Source organism: Porphyromonas crevioricanis (assembly GCF_900476255.1).
Lineage (GTDB): Bacteria > Bacteroidota > Bacteroidia > Bacteroidales > Porphyromonadaceae > Porphyromonas > Porphyromonas crevioricanis.
In genome coordinates, this window is the sequence record NZ_LS483447.1 from 1,891,427 (window position 1) to 1,911,529 (window position 20,103).

Annotated in this window: 13 protein-coding genes; 10 read left to right on the plus strand and 3 right to left on the minus strand. The window is 45.0% G+C overall.

Annotated features, from left to right (window positions below; all coding sequences use genetic code 11):
* Positions 1-280: 280 nt before the first annotated feature.
* Positions 281-6,052: an alpha-2-macroglobulin family protein gene (locus tag DQN70_RS08320; RefSeq protein WP_042226166.1), complete on the minus strand. Its 5,772-nt coding sequence runs from the start codon at positions 6,050-6,052 to the stop codon at positions 281-283.
* 262 nt (positions 6,053-6,314) lie between these two features.
* Here DQN70_RS08320 and DQN70_RS08325 point away from each other — a divergent pair, with 262 nt between their 5' ends.
* The 10 genes from DQN70_RS08325 to DQN70_RS08370 all read left to right on the plus strand — a co-directional run bounded on the left by DQN70_RS08325 (position 6,315) and on the right by DQN70_RS08370 (position 17,234).
* Positions 6,315-7,391: a DHH family phosphoesterase gene (locus DQN70_RS08325; RefSeq protein WP_023938286.1), complete on the plus strand. Its 1,077-nt coding sequence runs from the start codon at positions 6,315-6,317 to the stop codon at positions 7,389-7,391.
* 4 nt (positions 7,392-7,395) lie between these two features.
* Positions 7,396-7,998, plus strand: coding sequence for a DUF4827 family protein (locus DQN70_RS08330; RefSeq protein WP_081711909.1), 603 nt, complete (start codon positions 7,396-7,398; stop codon positions 7,996-7,998).
* A gap of 13 nt (positions 7,999-8,011) precedes the next feature.
* Entirely contained in the window at positions 8,012-9,403 is a 1,392-nt protein-coding gene (gene glmM, locus DQN70_RS08335) for a phosphoglucosamine mutase (protein ID WP_023941063.1), read from the plus strand.
* The gene (rlmD, locus tag DQN70_RS08340; protein WP_023941064.1) at positions 9,400-10,854 is read left to right on the plus strand and encodes a 23S rRNA (uracil(1939)-C(5))-methyltransferase RlmD; all 1,455 of its coding nucleotides are present in this window, start codon (positions 9,400-9,402) and stop codon (positions 10,852-10,854) included. The genes glmM and rlmD overlap by 4 nt, the downstream gene beginning before the upstream one ends.
* A gap of 21 nt (positions 10,855-10,875) precedes the next feature.
* Positions 10,876-12,321 carry an MltF family protein gene (locus DQN70_RS08345; protein ID WP_023941065.1) on the plus strand — a complete coding sequence of 482 codons (1,446 nt, stop codon included), beginning with the start codon at positions 10,876-10,878 and terminating at the stop codon, positions 12,319-12,321.
* Positions 12,322-12,342: 21 nt separating this feature from the next.
* Positions 12,343-13,635, plus strand: coding sequence for an adenosylmethionine--8-amino-7-oxononanoate transaminase (gene bioA, locus DQN70_RS08350; protein WP_036889425.1), 1,293 nt, complete (start codon positions 12,343-12,345; stop codon positions 13,633-13,635).
* A gap of 53 nt (positions 13,636-13,688) precedes the next feature.
* Positions 13,689-14,855: an aminotransferase class I/II-fold pyridoxal phosphate-dependent enzyme gene (locus tag DQN70_RS08355; protein ID WP_023941067.1), complete on the plus strand. Its 1,167-nt coding sequence runs from the start codon at positions 13,689-13,691 to the stop codon at positions 14,853-14,855.
* A 72-nt stretch (positions 14,856-14,927) separates the two neighbouring features.
* Entirely contained in the window at positions 14,928-15,554 is a 627-nt protein-coding gene (locus tag DQN70_RS08360; RefSeq protein WP_231968825.1) for a pimeloyl-ACP methyl esterase BioG family protein, read from the plus strand.
* Positions 15,524-16,315, plus strand: coding sequence for a malonyl-ACP O-methyltransferase BioC (bioC, locus tag DQN70_RS08365; protein ID WP_023941069.1), 792 nt, complete (start codon positions 15,524-15,526; stop codon positions 16,313-16,315). Before DQN70_RS08360 ends, bioC begins: the two co-directional genes overlap by 31 nt.
* A gap of 169 nt (positions 16,316-16,484) precedes the next feature.
* The gene (locus DQN70_RS08370) at positions 16,485-17,234 is read left to right on the plus strand and encodes a thioredoxin domain-containing protein (RefSeq protein ID WP_036887834.1); all 750 of its coding nucleotides are present in this window, start codon (positions 16,485-16,487) and stop codon (positions 17,232-17,234) included.
* Between the two features lie 141 nt (positions 17,235-17,375).
* Here the strand turns inward: DQN70_RS08370 and panB are convergent, their stop codons facing one another.
* Both panB and guaA read right to left on the minus strand, forming a co-directional pair.
* Positions 17,376-18,197 carry a 3-methyl-2-oxobutanoate hydroxymethyltransferase gene (gene panB / locus DQN70_RS08375; RefSeq protein ID WP_023938301.1) on the minus strand — a complete coding sequence of 274 codons (822 nt, stop codon included), beginning with the start codon at positions 18,195-18,197 and terminating at the stop codon, positions 17,376-17,378.
* Positions 18,198-18,261: 64 nt separating this feature from the next.
* A complete protein-coding gene (gene guaA / locus DQN70_RS08380; RefSeq protein WP_023941071.1) occupies positions 18,262-19,782 on the minus strand; it encodes a glutamine-hydrolyzing GMP synthase in 1,521 nt (506 codons plus the stop codon).
* Between the last annotated feature and the right edge of the window lie 321 nt (positions 19,783-20,103).

Genomic DNA, 20,103 nt, shown 5'->3' on the forward strand with positions numbered 1-20,103 from the left:
AATACACAATAAAACACCTTCATCAGAGATCTACTTGAGGCTTTTGGCAGGAGCTCATACGATGGCCTCAACCACAGAGAAAGGAGCAAAAAAATATCTCCTGAGAGAACTTCCGCCAACACAAGAGCTAGCGTTTATTCCCACAGGAGACAATTTTGATCTTCTCAGAATGCTGATGAATAGATTTTTTTAGGAAGAGAGAAAAAGAAGTCCTCATATAGGAGAAAAACTCTCCATATATGAGGACTTTCTCAAGATCTATTTATGTCCACTACAGATCCTATTCCTTCCTAACACGTACTCTCAAACCCGGCAATTCGCAGGAAAAAGCTGGGGCATAAGCGGATCTGAGAGTCGCTTTTCCCGAGCGATAGAAACCCTCATGCTGAATTCTTTGAGAAAAAGACAATTGATAACTGCCTCGATGCAGTGTATCGAAAAAGAAATTTTGTCCAGAATCTTTAGCCTCAAAGTAGAAGAAGGTTCCACCCTCATATTTATATCCGCTAAGGGGTCCCATAGGCTCGGCTGCTGCAATACGAGAATCGGAAAGAACAATGAAGTCCATATCTCGATCCAGTCGGATGGTGTAATGAAGTCTGACTTCATCTCCGGGATGGAGCTCTTCTCCATCCTCCAATGCTTGCAGTCGCTTTTGATTCCCATTCACTACGACTTTATAAGCCTTGCTCTCGAGCTGCAGAGGCCCCTTGGCAACAGAAAGCAGTTCACTTGCCTGCTCCAAAGATCGAGAGTAATCTATATACACTCCGTACCACTGTATCTGACCACTCTCATTCCGGACTCTTAACTGCCCATCACTCGGAATTGTCAGCATCTGCCTGGAAGGAGCAGAAACCTGCCCCAACAACTCCTGTTCATTCATCAAAAGCCCTTGTATAATATTCACAGTCGTAGGAGAAGAGGGCCAGTACTGTACACGTCTCTGACTCAACAGCCACTTCTGCATGCGGTGAATGGTAGACCAATCTGCCTCCACTCTATTTATAGCCTCCATAGCAGCCAAGTGTAGCGGATAGCGATTGTCTTGCCAATGATAGCTTTCGGACTCTTTCATGGCAAAGAAAGTTCCTTGGTGGGGCAAATCAGTCAAATGTTGCCTCAATACCTCCACAGCCCAAGCAGCTTTCTGAGCCTGATTGTTTTCTTGTGCGATAATCGCAGCATAGGGAAGTTCCTCGAGAGGGAGCTTAGACATAGAGTGATACAGTAGAGGCAAACAATAGTCCCAGACCTTTTTTGTCTGCTCCGTTTCAGGTCTTCTATCAGCTATCGTGGATAAATAGAGATAGCGCAAAAGATTATAGGGAAGTCTCTTGGGGCTTATTTTTTGTAGCAACAATCGATTTACCTCGCGCAAAGCGTAGGCATCGAGGTAGTTGAAAGCCAGCATACAAATATCTAATTCGGGAGCTCTCCGTTCTGAAATACCAATAATTTTCAATCGAGTAAACAGCTCAACTATGTAAGATGTCACATGAAAAGAAGCCTCCATATCCGAGTACCAAGCAAAACCACCATTATCTCTCTGTAACTCTCTTAGCTGTTCGATGGCTACCGAGGCCGGCAATCTACTACTGTCATTATTTAACAAAGCCAAAAGAGCAGAAGCAGAGGCCTCTTCGAGCTTACTCTCTCTAAGCCAAGGCATCTCTCTATCCAACATATCATAGGCCTCTCCCGAATGACGCAGAGTGGAACTGACATCAGGGGACGATTGGCGTATATCTTTGAGTATGGGTTGCAATGATGGCCGAGAAAGCAACCACTCCACTACCCTATTGGCATACAGAGAAGAAGCTATTTCTATGGCATTGTTTTCTTTAGGTTTGACTACAGAGATCAGACTCCTGAAAAGGGGCCAAAGGAGTCCTCCTTCATTTTGCAGAGAAATCTGCAAGTCCGACACCTCATACTGAGGAAGAAGAGTGAACAAATCTACTACTTGCTCCTCTCCTGGAGATAAAGAAAGGGGGAGCGTAACACGTACTTTCTCTACATCACTCAGCTGAGGGAGGATATACTGCTCTCCATCTGTATGTGTCTCTCCAATAGCCATGAGACGCACCCCTATCAAAGGCAAATCTCCTACTGTCTGTAGCTCAAAAGAAGCTGTTGTATGTGCTCCCGGCTCCAATTTCAATGGCTGTGTCTGTCTTTGCAGAATAGCCTGAGAATCCAGATCGAACAGCTCCATGCAATATTCGACCTGTTGTGGAATATCTGTCCTATTATACACAGTTGCAGCGACGACTGTTTGATCTCCTCGGCGCAAAAAACGAGGCATGTTGGGCACAAGCATCAGTTCTTTGTAGGATTCGACATGCAAAACACGGTTTCCCCAAAATAAATCAGGAGTATGAGCAACCAATTGGAGCTCCCAGCGTGTGAGAGACTCGGGTAAGGTAAATCTCCAGCTGACTTCTCCGTGTTCATCGCTTGTAAGCTGTGGGTAGAAAAAAGCTGTTTCGGCAAAATTCTGCCGGACGGCCGGATTTTGCTCAATTGTACCCAAATTTTCCTGTACACTTTCTTCTACATCTGCTACCAGAGATAAGCTTTGGGCAAAAAGGGTCGGTCTCGTTGAGTCGCTTCCCTTCGCATACGACACACCACCCCTCGCATACCAAGGGCCTCTGTAGACATTGACTAGATGAGAATGCCAGTTTGGTCTATAGACACAATGAGGTAGAGTAGCGATTCTCTTTTGGGAGAAACTTATGGCACAATGGGCCATCTCTCTCCTCGAAACAGAAGCAGGCAGCTCATCCATCAAAAATGGATGTTGAGCTTCAATACCTATCCATTCGCGAGGTCGAATAGCTTGTAGAGCCTCATCAGTAAGAAATGCTGTCACATGGGCTTTGAGTGGTTTTCCCGATGCATCGGTTAGGGAGAAACTCCACTGTTGGGCACTACCGGCCAAGCTCCTATCTCTAAAAGAAATTTGCTTGATGCGAATGGTTTTGTCGGGCTCCTTTAGCTTAAAATGGACTCTATGCTCATAGAGTTCAGCATTCCTCACCGTGTAAATTCGGATCATGTATGCAGGAGGCAGTTTTCCGGATGGCAAGTTTGGCCGCAGACGGAACAATCGATTGCTAGACAAGCAGATATGCCTCCTCTCTATGATTCCTTTTCTCGTGATGACATCATAATATACCTGAGCATCCTCGAATTTGCTTGCTAAAAGAAGTTCTGGAGGATTTCCATCGGAATACTCCTCTTTGGATAGCCGTACAAATAACTTCGAAGCTTCAGAGATCTGTTTGTCTCTTGATCCATACAAAACAATGGGCCTGCTAAGCTCTACTCTGTCACCACTATCAGTGTATGCAAAAGCCTTAAGTACATAAGATCCGGAAGGAAGCTTACCCCACTCTTTAGCAATATCAATGATTGACACAAGGGGAAGATCATCCTTATGGTAACGGACTCTGCCATCTTTACCAGAAAGACTAAAAGAAACCTTTGCGGATTGCGCCGAATCGAAAGGGGCATCAAGCTCGAAGTACAACTTCTCTCCAGATCTACTCTTGTCGATAAACAATCGAGAATCATCCACACCATAGGTTATTCCCGTAGAACGCAGATGTACACTGAGTTGAGAATGAGGCTTACCAATCAAAAAGCTGTGCTCCACAGACTGTGTCTCTCCATTCTCAGACAATACTGTAACAGTTGTCCGGAAGTGATAGTAAGAGTTTCTGATAGCCTCCTTCTCCAGAGACTGTCTTTCTCTCTCCAGCTTCGCATTCAATCGGATCAATAGAGCAATCTGGAAGTTACCCAGAGAATCTGTTTCGGTAGTATCTACAGAGACTATTTCAGAACTTGCAGATCTGTACAGCATAGATCGGTAAAAACTATCATATCGCACTACGGTTGTCACAGCTCTCACCTGTGCTCCGGGCAGTCCCACTCCGCTGTACAGTTTGGCCTGTCCTTCTATAAGAGCCTTCTCTCCCAGTTTGTACTGCCTCTTTTCCTCCTTCTTCAGGGTCAGTTCAAAGCGAGGGCGTTTGTATTCTTCCACATATAAAAGAGCTTGACTTTCTTCTTCCTCATATTTAGCCTTGATGAAGAAAGCTCCACCGAGAGTCCTTTCAGAAAGTAAGAACGAACCATCATATTCTCCATACTCTCCGCTTGTTAGGCTCAGACTATCTACAAACTCCATATTGGCATCATAGAGGGCAACCTCCACCTTTCTGCCTGACAACACCTTCGACTTAGCTCGATAGACATTACTCTCATATAGGATACCGGAGAAAAAGACACGCTGCCCGGGGCGGTACACTGACCTATCCGTGTACACATAAGGAATAGGTTTGGCGGCTATCGAATCGTCTTTCTCCTGATACCCTCCCCTGACATATAAGTTAGATGAGGGACAGTACCTATCTTCTCCGGATATGGGCCGGCAGTGCAATGAACCTTGTAACTCAGAAGGAAGAACAACTATACCACTTTTGTCAGTCTTGAGTCGCATTTTAAGCTCAAGGTAATCGGTATGCCTGTTTTCTCCATACTTACGTTCGAGTGTGAAGATCTCAACTTCAGCCAAAGGAACCGCTCGCCCACTATTTGCCTCGTGAACACGAATTTCTGATGACCCACTATTCGTCAGCTTTACTGTCAATAAATCACTGACACCAAAGTAGAGAACAGACTCTACGCCCTCGAATGGAGAAAATTCCTTGGTCAGCAAAAGAGGCTCAACCTTTAGTTGCACTCTATAGGTACCATACGGCAATTTGGCTGCTATGGGATATCTAAAAAAAGTATCTGAAGAATCTCCCGTTTCATCTGTAAAAGACATCAGATCTTTAGGAGTCAAATGCAGCTCTAAAGTCTGTCCCTCTATCGGAGTTTCAGGTGTATTTGTTCGCCATCCCCCTTGCTGATCTTGCATCCTATCTATCTTCACGGATATGGACTGCATATCATAGGCCTCGAAGCGATCTACCTGCAACCAGACAGTGTCCTGACTCTGGACTACAGCAGGTAGTTGCCAATTGAAGCTTGGCTCAACTATCAAATAAAGGTTTCTGAGAAGCTTCCGACGAGAAAAAGTATCCTCCGGGCAACGCATCAAGAGCTGTTCACACAGTTCTATTAGCTCTGCTCTTCGCTGTCTATACTTGCGACGACCATAGTCATATTGTCTACACAAATCCTCATATAGATTAGACAACACATACTGCCCATTTGCTCGATCTATCAAAGATCGAAGTTTGGTAGCATATTCCTCCTGTGATATTCGGTGAGTATTCCTATCCAACTGCAGTCTTTTCCACACAATATAGTCTGCAAGCTCTTTATTTGAGGTTGCTTGAGCCACCCCATCCAATTGACTTGTGAGATAGACATATAGATCAACCATTTTGCCATCCACCTCTATCTGGTCTGTTTGCAGAAAAGGTGTATTCTGCATCAGTTTTTCGCAGAGGGAAATAAACTGAAACAGAAGAGAACGGCTCAAGTCTATAACTTCCGATTTTTCCGGAGAGGAACAGTCTGTTTTGAAGATTGGGTAATAGAGATCAATGGTGGTATCAGATAGCAATTTGGGATCTTTGAGCATACCATCCATACAGCGTAGCAACACCGAACGGAATTGATCCATTCCCCAAAAATCGGGAGATTCACCCAGCTGAGCTGCCCTATCAGTTTCAGGAGATTGAGTCTTCGGACTCCAAGAAAAAGAACGGAATCGCTGTGTATAGTAATCCAGCATGTAAGCATGCAAAACCATTTGATCCGCCTCAGACAACCAAGGAAGGGTACGTATCTCCCATATCCGAGCAATACTGTTCTTTCTTTCTTCTGGGTCTAGTTCCTCCCCGAGTTGAGAATGTAGTGCACTTGCATATAAGAGATAAGCAAGATGTTTTTGCCTCCGGGCTTGATCCATAAGATCTTCACAGAATCGGATAGCTTCTCTGGGTTTACGATCCTCTACTGCGAGATCTATCTTTTGTTTCAGCAAATCCATTTTTCCGGTTTTTCTATCAACTTTCGCTTGCATGACTTTGGTTGGGAGGGTTCTCTCTTGGGCCTGCACAGAAGGAAGGCAAGTACACGAGCCAAGCAGCACCAGTGTGCAAAGAGAAGAGTATAACAAGTGGTGAAATGTGTTATTTCTCATACCTTTTTATCGATATTAATGCTTTGCAAGGTAATAATTTCTCTGAGCATTTCGGATTATCCCGATGTGTGCAAACTTCGTATATTTGAAGCCCAGAATAAAACAAATATCGAAGAACCTCCAGTTCCCCCTTGAATGCATCATGAGCTGTAATACAAACTTGTCATCTCAACAGGAAGACTCTTTTTCTTTCGACACGGAAAAGTTTAGCCTACTGAAACAACGCATCGAAAGATCCACCAAAATATGCCTGTTGTCCCACACGGCTCCGGATGGAGATGCTGTTGGGTCGGTTTGTGGTCTTTGTGATGCTCTGCGATCAGCTTACCCAGAGAAGGATGTGCAAATGATTTTGCCCAATGCCATACCTCGCATCGTGGCCGACCTTCCTCTAGCAAAAGAGGTGCTGATCCATCACAATGGGACCACCAATCAAGAAGCCGAAAGAGTGCTGTTAGATGCCGACTTGATCTGTTGTTTAGATTTTCAGTCTCCCAAGCGAGTGGGCAATCTGTTGGCTCCAATCTTGACCAAATCGAAAGCACCCAAGATACTCATTGACCATCATTTGTATCCAGAAGAAAACTTCTTTGAACTTTCATTCAGTTTTCCAGGGATGTCATCCACAGCGGAATTGGTATATCATTGCCTGCAGGGGATGGGACTGGCTTCTGCTATTACCCCCAATTGCGCCCAAAGCCTACTCTGTGGAATTATTACTGACACGGGGTGTTTTTCCTATCAATCGGAATCACCACGTGTTTTTTGTGTCGTAGCCGATCTATTGAGTTGTGGGGCCAATAAAACTCTGCTGATAGATCAAATCTTTCACCGAAATACCACAGGTCAGGTGAAACTCCGCGGCTATGTCTTAGACCGGAAGTTGCAGTTGATACCAGAAATTGGTGCAGCCTATTTTGTATTGGAGAGAGAAGAGCTGGAGTCATTTGGCGTATCGGATAGTGATACAGAAGGCTTTGTGAACGAGCCTTTGGCAATAGAGGGTATCTACTACTCTTTCTATATCCGCAGGCGAGAAACTTATCTCAAGATCTCTCTCCGCAGCAGTGGAGATAGGCCGGTAAATGACATTGCCACTAAACTGTTTGGGGGAGGCGGTCATAAGAATGCAGCCGGTGCAGAATATCCCAATCCGGATGAAGCGGAAAAGGTAGCACAAATGATATTGGAAGAAATACGTAACCGAAAAAAAATATAGACAAATGAAGAGAACAATGCGTATATATCGAGCCGTTGGATTGATTTGTATGCTTGCCTGCTTTACTCTGATATCCTGTGAAAAGAGCAAAGTGCGCTCTTTGACAGAGATGAGACAAGATGAGCGCAAACGGATCAAATCTTTCATAGCAAGCAAAGGCTTCAAAGTGAAAGAAGCTGAGCGAGAACAAAAAGACTTTGTCCCGGGAATCCTCTACCATTTCGACAATGATCTATATATGGAGGTTCTTGACAAGGGTGGAGCTAAAGCCGTGCCTCAGAAGACGCATGTTTTCATGCGAATAAGAGGTTATGCATTAGACTCTTCTGAGCCGGTCATATTCGACAGTTTATCGAAAGGCAAATATCAGCCCATAGAGTTTATTTACATTGACGTCTACCGGGATGGGCCCTTACATTTCCAGCCATTGCCTCCTGCAGCAGGATTCAACCTAAACCGATACATGTGTGAAGGCTTGGCGTTCCCAATGTCTTTGCTCGGGGATGGAGCGAGAGTGCGATTGATAGTACCATTCAGCATTGGACCAGAATTTACCAGTCGCAGTGGTATTCCTATTTATTTCGATGAGGTTGAGTACACATTCTAAGTGAAGTATAGCAATGGCTTTGATTAAATCTATATCGGGCATACGAGGCACAATAGGAGGGGCTGTACAAGAGGGTCTAAATCCCTTGAGCACTGTTCGCTTCGTTTCGGCGTACGCTTCCTTTATCCAGAAAAATAGCGGACTATCTCGTCCGCGTATTGTTGTGGGGCGTGATGCCCGCATCTCAGGACCAATGCTCAAGCAGTTGGTGTTGGGAACTTTGTGTGGTATGGGCTGTGATGTATTGGATATCGATCTGGCCACTACCCCGACCACAGAATTAGCAGTAACACATTTCCATGCCGATGGAGGTATAATCCTCACAGCCAGCCATAACCCCCGACAATGGAATGCCCTTAAGCTGCTGACTTCAACAGGAGAATTTCTGGATGCGAAGCAAGGAGCTGAGGTTTTGGCTTTGGCCGAACGTGACGAATTTTCTTTTGCTGAAGTAGACCAATTGGGCAGAATAGAAGAATACAAGAACTTCCTCGATGAGCATATCCGACAAATACTTGCTCTGGATATAGTAGACGCAGAGTCCATCCGTTCGGCTGGCTTTGCAGTTGCTATAGATGCTGTCAATTCTGTTGGAGGGGTAGCTATACCCCGTCTTTTGGAGGCTTTAGGAGTAGAAGTAATCTACCCTCTCAATTGTGAGCCAGATGGAGAATTTGCTCACAATCCCGAACCGCGACCCCATCATCTAACAGAGATATGCAGCTTAGTAGCCGAACGAAAAGCAGACTTGGGAGTAGTAGTAGACCCTGATGTCGATCGTTTGGCTCTGATTGACGAAAATGGAGCCTTCGTGGGTGAAGAATATACATTGGTCGCTGTAGCTGAATACCTTCTGTCACAATTTCCTGGAAAAAACACAGTATCTAACCTCAGTTCGACACGAGCATTGCGAGACATTACAGAGCAATACGGAGGTCACTACTACGCATCTGCTGTAGGAGAAGTAAATGTGGTAGCAAAGATGAAGGAGGTAAAAGCCTTAATCGGAGGTGAAGGCAATGGCGGAGTTATCTATCCGGCATTGCACTATGGCAGAGATGCTTTGGTAGGTGTGGCTATCATACTTACAATGATGGCCAAAAGAAAACAAAACATGAGCTCCATCCGTGCTACCCTGCCACAATATGCCATGAGCAAACAGCGTGTCGAGGTTCCTCAAAGTAAGGATACCCAAGCTTTGTTGGACAAACTGGCCAAAGATATGTCCGAGCACAACCCCACACTCACAGACGGAGTGAAGATTGACTTCGCTGACAGCTGGGTACATGTAAGGCGCAGCAATACAGAACCGATCATTCGTATTTACACCGAAGCTCCAACCCAAGGGCAGGCAGATCGACTGGCTTTGGATTTTGTCGATCGTATTCAAACCCTTGTTAAATGAGTCGCAAACGAAAGCCTTTTCCTCTTCTTGAGAATGTACACATTGCAGATATAGCCGCCGAAGGAAAGGCTATCGCAAGAGTGGACGAACAGGTCATTTTTGTCCCTTACGCAGCTCCCGGAGATATCTGCGATATACAAATTGTACGCAAAAAACGCTCTTATTTGGAAGGACGTATAGAGCGTATCATCACTCCGTCTCCGGTTCGAGTGGAACCTCGTTGCCCTCATTTTGGCATCTGTGGTGGTTGCAGTTGGCAGCACATCCCGTATGAAGTACAACTCAAGGCCAAGCAACAACAAGTATCAGATGCTCTTACACGCATAGGGAAGATAGAACCTCAGGAATATCTACCTATTGTCGGGGCAGATGAGACCTATAGATACCGTAACAAACTGGAATTCACTTTCAGTCACAAACGGTGGCTTTCTCTTGACGAGATGACTTCCGAAGAGGAAAAGCCTCGCATAGAACCGGGACTTGGATTCCATATTCCTCGCCTTTTCGACAAGGTAATTGACATAAAACAATGCTTCTTAGGCTCGGATCTAAGTGATCGCATCCGATCTTTCGTTCGTGATTACTGTTTGGAGCGATTAGAGGACTATCCTTTCTTCGACCTGAAAAATCAGGAAGGAATGATGAGGAGTTTGTTGATCCGTACAGCTTCGACCGGAGAGGTAATGGTTGTAGTGATGTTCTATCACGATGACCCACCGAAACGGATGTCCCTCTTGGCTGCGATTGAAAAAGCTTTCCCCGAGATAACTTCTCTTTGCTATGTGATAAACCCCAAATGCAACGACACTTTAGCTGGCTTGGCCGTAGAAGTATACTCGGGTCGCAACTATATTCTAGAGGAAATGGAGGGCTTACGCTTCGGTGTTGGAGCCAAATCTTTTTACCAAACGAACAGCCGACAAGCATACAAGCTCTACTCAGTTGTAAGAGAGTTTGCTTCCCTCGGAGGCCAAGAATTGGTCTATGACCTATATACCGGGACTGGTACGATAGCCTCTTTTGTGTCTCGTTTTTGCAAAAAAGTTGTAGGGATAGAATACGTAGAAGATGCCGTGGCGGATGCACGAATAAACTGCCGAATCAATGGTATAGAGAATGCTACTTTCTTCGCTGGAGACATGAAAGATATTCTCACCATGGATTTTGTGTCAACTCATGGGAAACCCGACGTACTAATTACCGATCCTCCACGTGCCGGAATGCACGATGATGTGATCAAAACGATACTCACTGTGGAGCCAAAGCGCATCGTGTATGTCAGTTGCAACCCGGCAACCCAGGCCAGAGACCTATCTATACTGATGGCGGATGGTCGATACGAATTGTTGAAGTCAAGAGCTGTGGACATGTTTCCACAAACCCATCATATTGAGAATGTTGTATTGCTGGAGCTTCGGAAGACTTCCCTCTCTTCTGCCAGTGCCCTTTAGTTGCACCTCTTTCTTCCACAGATGGGTTTCTCCGGATCTATTTCTCTCAAGGATTCTTGTTTGGCTTTATTGGCTGGTCTGTTGCTAATATGGGTCACAACTTCTTTGCAAGAATGCTACAGGAAAGACAGCCAGCTCGGGCAGACAAACTTAGAAGACAAGTTGCCAGACACCTTGCGTATCGTCACACTGTTTGGCTCCACAACTTATTTCCAATATAGAGGAGAGGATATGGGGTATGAGTATGAGCTGGCCAAACTGTATGCAGAGCAAGCCGGGATGCCTATTGTAGTCAAAATCGCTCCCAGTGCCGAGGCTCTCTTGCAGTCTATAGACAGTGGCTATGCAGATTTATGCATCACCCCACAGGCTCAAACACAAACTGCTAACAGACACTACCTTTTTGTCGGACCAGAGGAAGAATCCGGCATTGTGTTGGTGCAACCCAAATCTGACTCGGCTCTATGTTCAGCAGCCGAATTACCAGGGCATAATGTCACTGTGCCAGCTTATACCCGCTATGCCTACAGGCTACATCATCTAGACAAAGAGCTCGGTGGAGGTGTAGATTCAACGATCCTTTATGGGGATACCATCACAGAAGAAGATCTGATCGAAGCTGTGGTAGAGCGCAGTATAGGTTGCACTTTTGCCGATGAAAAGTTAGCCAAGCTAAGCCATACCTATTACCACGACATCGATGTATCCGTACCAGTGGGACTTAGCCAGCGATTGAGTTGGATTGTAAGGAAAGACCGCAAACAATTGGCAACCTCTATCGAAGAGTGGGCTAAGGGCGTACCCACAAAAAATGCACACCGAATCATCTACAAACGATACTTCGAAGAAAGTAAGCAGAGTTACGAAGGAAGAACAGAAGAGTATAATGCAGCACCGACATCTCATCGTGGCTCTAGAAAGATCTACTACAAAGTAGCAGGAGGAATTTCTCCTTTTGACGAACTATTCAAAAAAGAGGCTCCCCGTATAGGTTGGCCATGGCAGTTGTTGGCTGCGATAGCTTATCATGAGTCCCGCTTTCAGCCTGATGTAGTGGGATGGAGTGGAGCTAGAGGTCTTATGGGTATCATGCCTGCCACAGGCAAAATATTCGGAGCATCAAAAGAAGAGCTGTTGGATCCTGCCATTTCCATACGAGTTTCTGTAGATTGCCTGATTTCTACAAAAAAAGCTCTCGGAGACTTGCCAGAGAGAAAAGAAACTATCAAAATTATACTAGCCGCTTATAATGCTGGAGCAGCCCATTTACAAGATGCTATGCGTCTTGCTCAGAAGCATGGACAAGATCCGCATGTATGGGAGGGAAGTGTAGAGACCTATCTAAGGCTAAAAAATGACCCTCGTTACTACAATGATCCTGTCTGCAAAGCTGGTTATCTGAGAGGTAAGGCTGTATCTCAATATGTCGAATCGGTCATCTCTTGGTATCGACAACATGCTCAATAGTTTTTCTTATCCCTTTTATCTATGAAAATATCAGAGAGATATATAGCATTGGATCGCACACACTTGTGGCATCCATATACCTCTACTATAGATCCATTGCCTGTTTATCCGGTGGAAAGAGCTTCCGGAGCACATATTTATCTGGAAGACGGCAAAGATTTGATTGACGGTATGAGTTCTTGGTGGGCTGCAATACATGGCTACAACGTACCCGAGCTCAACAAGGCTGCAATGGATCAGATAAGCCGGATGAGCCACATAATGTTCGGAGGGTTTACTCACCGTCCCGCAGTGGAACTCGCCGAAATACTCCTATCCGTTTTGCCTCAAGGTCTTGATCGGATCTTCTATGCCGATTCTGGCTCTGTTGCAGTAGAGGTCGCCCTCAAAATGGCTATCCAATACCAGCAAGCCAAGGGGTATTCCAACCGCAATCATTTCGCTACAATCCGAAGTGGATATCATGGTGACACTTGGCATGCCATGAGCGTTTGTGACCCTCAAACAGGTATGCACTCTCTCTTTGGTGGAGCCTTAACTACCCAATATTTCTTACCAACACCACCCATCGGATATTACGAATCATGGCAAGAGGAAAGCATGAATCCTCTGAAAGACCTTGTGAGAAAACATGGAAAAGATATCGCAGCATTGATATTAGAGCCTATTGTACAGGGAGCTGGAGGGATGTATTTCTATCATCCCCAATATTTAGTAGAGGCCAAGCGTATTTGTTCGGATGCTGGTATTTTGCTGATATTCGATGAGATAGCTACAGGATTTGGACGCACAGGACATTTTTGGGGAGGAGATCATGCAGGAGTCGTGCCGGATATCATGACTATCGGCAAGGCTCTCACAGGTGGGTATTTGACCCTCTCTGCCACTATCACCAGTCAGTTCGTTGCCGATACCATATGTGGTGGAGAAGCCGGCTGTTTTATGCACGGCCCCACCTTTATGGGCAATCCTTTAGCCTGTGCTGTAGCTGTAGCCAGTTTGCAATTATTACTCAAGAGTCCTTGGCAAGAACGAGTACGTGCCATTGAATCACAACTGAAAGAAGAATTGGAGCCGGCAAGAAAACTCCCTGCTGTAGCAGATGTGAGAGTATTAGGAGCCATAGGAGTTGTCCAGACTAAAGAAGCTGTGGATATGTCTAAAATGCAAAAGGCCTTTGTACAAGAGGGTATCTGGGTTCGACCCTTTGGCAAACTTTGCTATCTAATGCCTCCTTACATCATTCGCCCAGAAGAGCTTCGGAAACTCACCTCGGGTCTTCTGAAAGTGATTAAAAATTGCTGTTGCGGATAAATACATTGTGAGTGATCCACTCAAGGAATAGGAGAAAAACGAGGATAATAGCAATGATAGAGGAAAGATTATCAGCTGAATTAGAAGCGTTGTCTCTACAAGGACAGAAACGCGAACTACGTAGCATACAAAAGCAATATTGCGGACAGAGTATTGTGGTAGATAGCCACAAGCTAATCAATCTCGCCTCTAATGACTATTTGGGCTTAGGATCAAACAAAGAGCTGCGAACCCAATTTCTAAAAATGGTATCCTATGAAGATTGGGCTCTCGGGTCGACTTCTTCCCGGCTACTCACTGGCAACTATCCGATTTTGGAAGAGTTGGAGCATAGTCTGGCCAACCGATATGACCGAGAGTCTGCCCTTGTCTTTAACAGTGGTTATCACATGAATGTGGGTATCATTTCTGCTTTGGCCTCTCACCGGACACTTGTAATTGCAGACAAACTCGTACATGCCTCAATGATAGATGGTCTTCGCCTGAGTGGATGCTCATTCGAGCGATTTCGCCACAACGACATAACGGCTCTGGAGCGCATTTTGCAGCGCAAAGCTGACAAGTACGATGAAGTTTTGGTATTAACGGAAAGCATCTACAGCATGGATGGCGATGAAGCGGATTTGCGCTCCCTCGTTGCTCTTAAAAAGATCTACCCTCAACTTATCTTGTACGTCGACGAAGCGCATGCTGTAGGGGTACGAGGAAATCAAGGCTTGGGATTAGCCGAAGAATATGGTTTGATCCAAGACATCGATCTGCTGTGTGGTACCTTTGGGAAGGCTCTGGCAGGGATGGGAGGATATGTAGTTTGCTCATCCAATGTACGCTCATACTTGATCAATCATTCCCGGCCTCTCATCTTTTCTACAGCTTTGCCGCCTATTGTCTCGGCCTGGAACAAATTCATATTCGATCGTCTATCCGACTTCTACTCTCATCGCTCAATCTTGAGAGAAAAATCAGAAAAAATAAGAAATACACTGAAGGAGTTGGGTTATACTATGCCCTCTACATCTCATATTATTCCTATCATCTTGGGCAGCAATAGCCATGCTCTATCGGCTGCATCTCGATTGATCGAAGCCGGCTATTACTCCCCTGCTGTCCGCCCTCCCACGGTACCTCAAGGTTCGGCAAGACTACGTATCAGCCTAACAGCTCAGACTGAGATAGAAGGGCTTTTGCATTTACTCCCGACACTAAATATTGCCATTTAATCCATGACATCATATTTTCTCTCCCATTCGAATACAACAGAGAGTCTAATCCTGTTTTTTAACGGCTGGGCAATGGACAAAGCTGCCGTAGAACATATGGACACGCCACAAGGGTATGACCTACTATGTTGTCAAGATTATAGATCTTTACTATCGGGATCTGACATTGACATAATAAAAAAGGATTATCGTCGGCTGCATCTGGTAGCTTGGTCTATGGGAGTTTGGGCCGCCGAGCGACTTTATTTACACGGAACAATCCCTCCTCCAGACTCCGCTGTAGCTATAGCTGGGACACCAATCCCTATGCATGACAGCTTGGGGATTCCTCCACTACTCTTTCGCGCCACTTTGAACGGCTTATCCGAAGAGAATAGAGAACGTTTTAACAGACGAATGTGTGGCAGTCGATCCCTGCGTCATTTATTCGATTCTTTGGCAAAGAGACCCTTAGACGAAATCAAACAGGAGCTGCGAGATGTCTACGAATGGAGCAGAAATCACATCGCTGAGGCAGAACAGTTCTCTCTACCATGGACAGCAGCTCTAGTACCTATGAAAGACAAAATTATTCCTCCAATCAATCAACAGACATACTGGCAGCACAAAAATGTTCCGGTAGTAGAAATTCCGAGAGGAGAGCATTACCTGTTCAACGATATTACCCAATGGAGTCAGCTGATTCGAGACTTTTCATAGCCGAACGTTTTCGCAGGGCTCTGCCCACTTATGAGAAGTATGCTGTAGCACAGCAGAAAATCTCAAATCGTCTGATTAGTCTGGCCGAGAAATACCTGCCAACAGAGACCGAGTTGGAGCAGGTATTGGAGATCGGCTGTGGTAGTGGTATGCTCACAAGGGCTTTGTTGAATCACTACTCCGTGTACCGGTACACACTCAATGACCTCTATCCGGAAGCTTTCGAGTACCTACAATCCAATTCGGGAGGAGTCTCATTTGAGTTTATCTGTGGTGATGCTGAACAGCTCTCTTTTGAGAAAAGCCACTACGACTTGGTTATTTCGGCATCAACCATACAATGGTTTAAGGATCTATCCTCTTTTTTCTCTCAAATAGCAAGTGCAATAAAGCCGGGTGGTTACCTGCTGCTATCCACCTTTGCTCCTGACAATCTGTGTGAACTAAACAGCCTCATCGGACAGAAACTCCACTATCACAATTGCAATGAGCTATCCCGAATGCTCACTTCGCACTATGAAGTCTTGGAAGTGCTGCAAGAGGAAATTGTACTCCATTTTGCTAATCCAATGGAAGTACTCAAACACCTGAAGTACACCGGAGTCACAGCCACGGAGTCTGCAACCCCAAACTATTGGACTCCCAAGTCTCTTAAGCAATTTATCCAAGACTATAAGACTCGTTATTCCGAAACAGCCAATTCTAAAAAAGTCAGACTTACTTACAAACCAATCTATATTGTTGCCCGGAAGCCCCTCTGAGACCTTCTTTTTATACCAGTACAATCAAGATAGAAGCAATCTGTCGAAAGAATTAGATCTCAGAAAGACAAAATGTACTACTTTTGGGGGCACTTAGTGATTTCTTGGTGTATTCGGCAGGTAAATAGTAGAAAAACTAATGTTTAACCCAATAAATAAGATCAAACCAATGAAACTTTATCAAAAGCTCTCGACAGCAATGCTTATGCTGCTTTCTTTCTTTTTGCTTCTAACTTCTTGTGACGACACGACTCCGAAGAAAGAGAAACCGGAAAATAAAGATGTGGTAGAAATGAAAACTGGCGAACGCCAAGAGCTGAAGTTTGCTGAATACAATGATGTGACCTGGACGACTTCCGACCCAACCATAGCTATGGTAGGAGAAGATGGATATGTAACAGCCCTGAACGAAGGTCAAGCTCAGATCACCGGCAAATCTGCATCAGCTGGTCTGGAAACAATCATAAAGATAAAAGTCAGCTGGTCTAATAATTTTCCTGCTCTCAATAGTGACCATGCCCTTGAACTGACTCCTGAAATTATGCAACGCTACCTTTGGGACTATAAAACCAGTCCAAATAAATTTATCAGCAAGGCTGATGGTCCAATAATATTGGACTGTTGGGCAACATGGTGTGCACCATGCAAACTGATGTACAAGAGAGTAATAGAACCTCTTGCTAAGGAATATGCCGGTCGTGCCTATTTTGTAAAAGCTGAAATTTACGACCCCAAAGGAAAAACGACTCCCATAGGAGAAATCATAGGTGATGGTGTTGGAAAAGAAAACATCAATGCTATCCCTGCTTTATTCGCTATAGCTCCCGGCAAACCTGCCAAGAAGTTGGACGGATATAATACAATAGCCGATGTGAAACGAATGATACGAGAATTCTTTGCAGAAAATGGAGTGAAATAAGAAAACCTCTTGCATACGAACTCTCTGCTCTCAGACATCAATAATTGAGCCCCAGCAGGAAGAAAGCAAATAGCCTCACATGTCGTTCGGACTTGTGAGGCTATTTGCTTATTTTAAGAGAGACAATAAAATCTACATGGATCAGTATTGTTCGTTGATATTGGGAAAATCAGAGGATTTCACATCCTCAATATAACGAGCTGTAGCTTCTTTTATTAAAGAGCCTAATGAAGCATATCGTCTTAAGAAGCGAGGGCTAAAATCTTGGGTAATCCCTAACATATCGTGCATTACCAACACTTGGCCGTCTGTACCACCTCCGGCTCCTATACCAATGACCGGGATTGTCAGTTCAGAGGAAACTCTGGCAGCAAGTGATGCCGGTATTTTTTCCAATACCAGAGCAAAACAGCCCAAACTCTCCAGCAAATGCGCATCTTCAATCAACTTATTGGCTTCCTCTTCTTCCTTTGCACGGACACTATAAGTACCGAACTTATTTATCGACTGTGGCGTAAGCCCAAGGTGCCCCATCACTGGTATGCCAGCGGAGAGAATGCGGGTAATACTCTCTTCTATTTCTCGGCCACCCTCTACTTTGATTGCATCTACATGCGTTTCCTTCATCACTCTGATGGCCGAGCATAAAGCTTCTTTGGAATTCCCTTGATAAGAACCAAAAGGCAAATCACAAACAACCAAAGCACGGCGAACAGCCTTCATTACAGACTTGCCGTGGTAAATCATCTGATCTAATGTTATAGGCAAGGTTGTCACATTACCGGCCATAACATTGGAAGCGGAGTCTCCGATAAGGATTACATCCATCCCAGCGGCATCGATAAGAGTAGCCATAGAATAATCATAAGCCGTAAGCATGGCTATCTTCTCTCCACGCAGCTTCATTTCAGTGAGACGATGCGTAGTTACCTTGCGACCATCTTCTGCTTGATGTACAGACATTTTATTATATCAGTATAGTTTTTCGACTGTGTACCTTATGAAAAAAATCACCTGACAGAGGGATCTACTCCCACTCGATTGTACTGGGTGGTTTGGAAGAAATATCGTAAACGCAACGATTCACGCCACGAACTTTATTGATAATCTCGTTAGATACCTTGGCCAAAAACTCATATGGGAGCCTGCACCAGTCAGCACTCATGGCATCAACAGAAGATACAGCCCGAAGGGCTATCGTATAATCGTAGGTGCGTTCGTCTCCCATCACTCCTACCGAACGAATCGGAAGCAGGATAGCTCCGGCTTGCCAAACTTGATCATACAAACCCTCGGCACGCATCATAGACATATAGATATCATCTGCCTCCTGCAAGATACGCACCTTCTCTGGTGTAATCTCACCCAGGATACGTATGCCCAGACCGGGACCGGGGAAAGGATGGCGATGAATCAAGTGTGGCATCATTCCCAACTCTAAGCCGACTCTTCGCACTTCGTCCTTAAATAGAGCTCGCAAGGGTTCGACTAACTTCAAGTTCATCTTCTCGGGCAATCCCCCCACATTGTGATGACTCTTAATTACCATTCCGGTGATATTGACAGACTCTATCACATCGGGGTAGATCGTTCCCTGCCCCAGCCACTTGATGCCTTCCAGTTTGCGGGCCTCCTCATCAAATACTTCTATGAATCCCTTTCCAATGATTTTCCTCTTTTGTTCAGGATCCGTAACACCCTTCAGTGCTTTGTAGAATTTTTTCGAGGCATCCACCCCTATTACATTCAATCCCAGGTGCTCATAATCGGCTAAGACTTTCTGTGCTTCTCCTTTCCGGAGCAAACCATGGTCTACGAATATACAGGTAAGGCGATCTCCAATGGCTCTATTGAGCAATACTGCACATACAGAACTATCGACACCTCCGGACAGAGCCAAGATGACTTTGTCCTGACCCAATTGATCTTTGAGCTCTTGAACGGTCTGCTCAATAAAGCTTTGTGCCGACCAATTGTTTCGCACGCCACATATATCAATAAAGTTACCGATCAAGACCTTACCCTCTTCCGAATGGTGAGCCTCCGGATGAAATTGGACACCCCAAGTCTGTTCTCCTCGGATCTTAAAAGCAGCATTAGGGACATCGGAAGTAGAAGCAATCAATTCAAATTCTTCAGGCAAGGAAGTAATAGTATCTCCATGAGACATCCATACAACGCTTTTGTCTTTTAAGCCTTTCAGAAGAAGGTCATCTTTTTTATCTATGCACAAAGCCGCACGACCATACTCGCGACTATCGGCCGGCTCTACTTTTCCTCCAAACTGATTTACGAGGCTTTGTGCTCCATAGCAAATACCCAACAAAGGTAAATGCCCACGTATGGCAGAGAGATCCACTCTAAATGCGTGAGGATCGTAAACCGAGTAGGGACTCCCTGACAGAATAACACCTTTAATGCCTTCGAATGAATTCGGCAACTTATTGTAAGGTACAATCTCACAATACGTACCAAGATCACGGATACGACGCCCGATCAATTGAGTAGTTTGTGACCCGAAATCCAAGATGAGTATTTTTTCTTGCATTGCTATTGGTGAGTAATGACTTAATTGCTCCGGCAAAGGTAATCAATGTCACCAATCCTCAGTTTTCCTCCCAATTGGGAATGGGTTGTAGGCTCAATTGAGTATCGCGCCATATATATAGCCTCAAAGAGGGAGGTATTATTCCTTGCTCCCCTTATAGCAACGGTGAAAAAGATACTGAGCAATCGACAAAGAGATACCGAGCGATCAATCGAAAGCTTAGGTGCTTTTCATACGCTAATTAGGAGCTTTTCGGAAAAGATGCCGAGTAATCCGTCAAAAGCTTTATTGCTTTCTCCAAAAAGCTTTATTGCTTTCGGA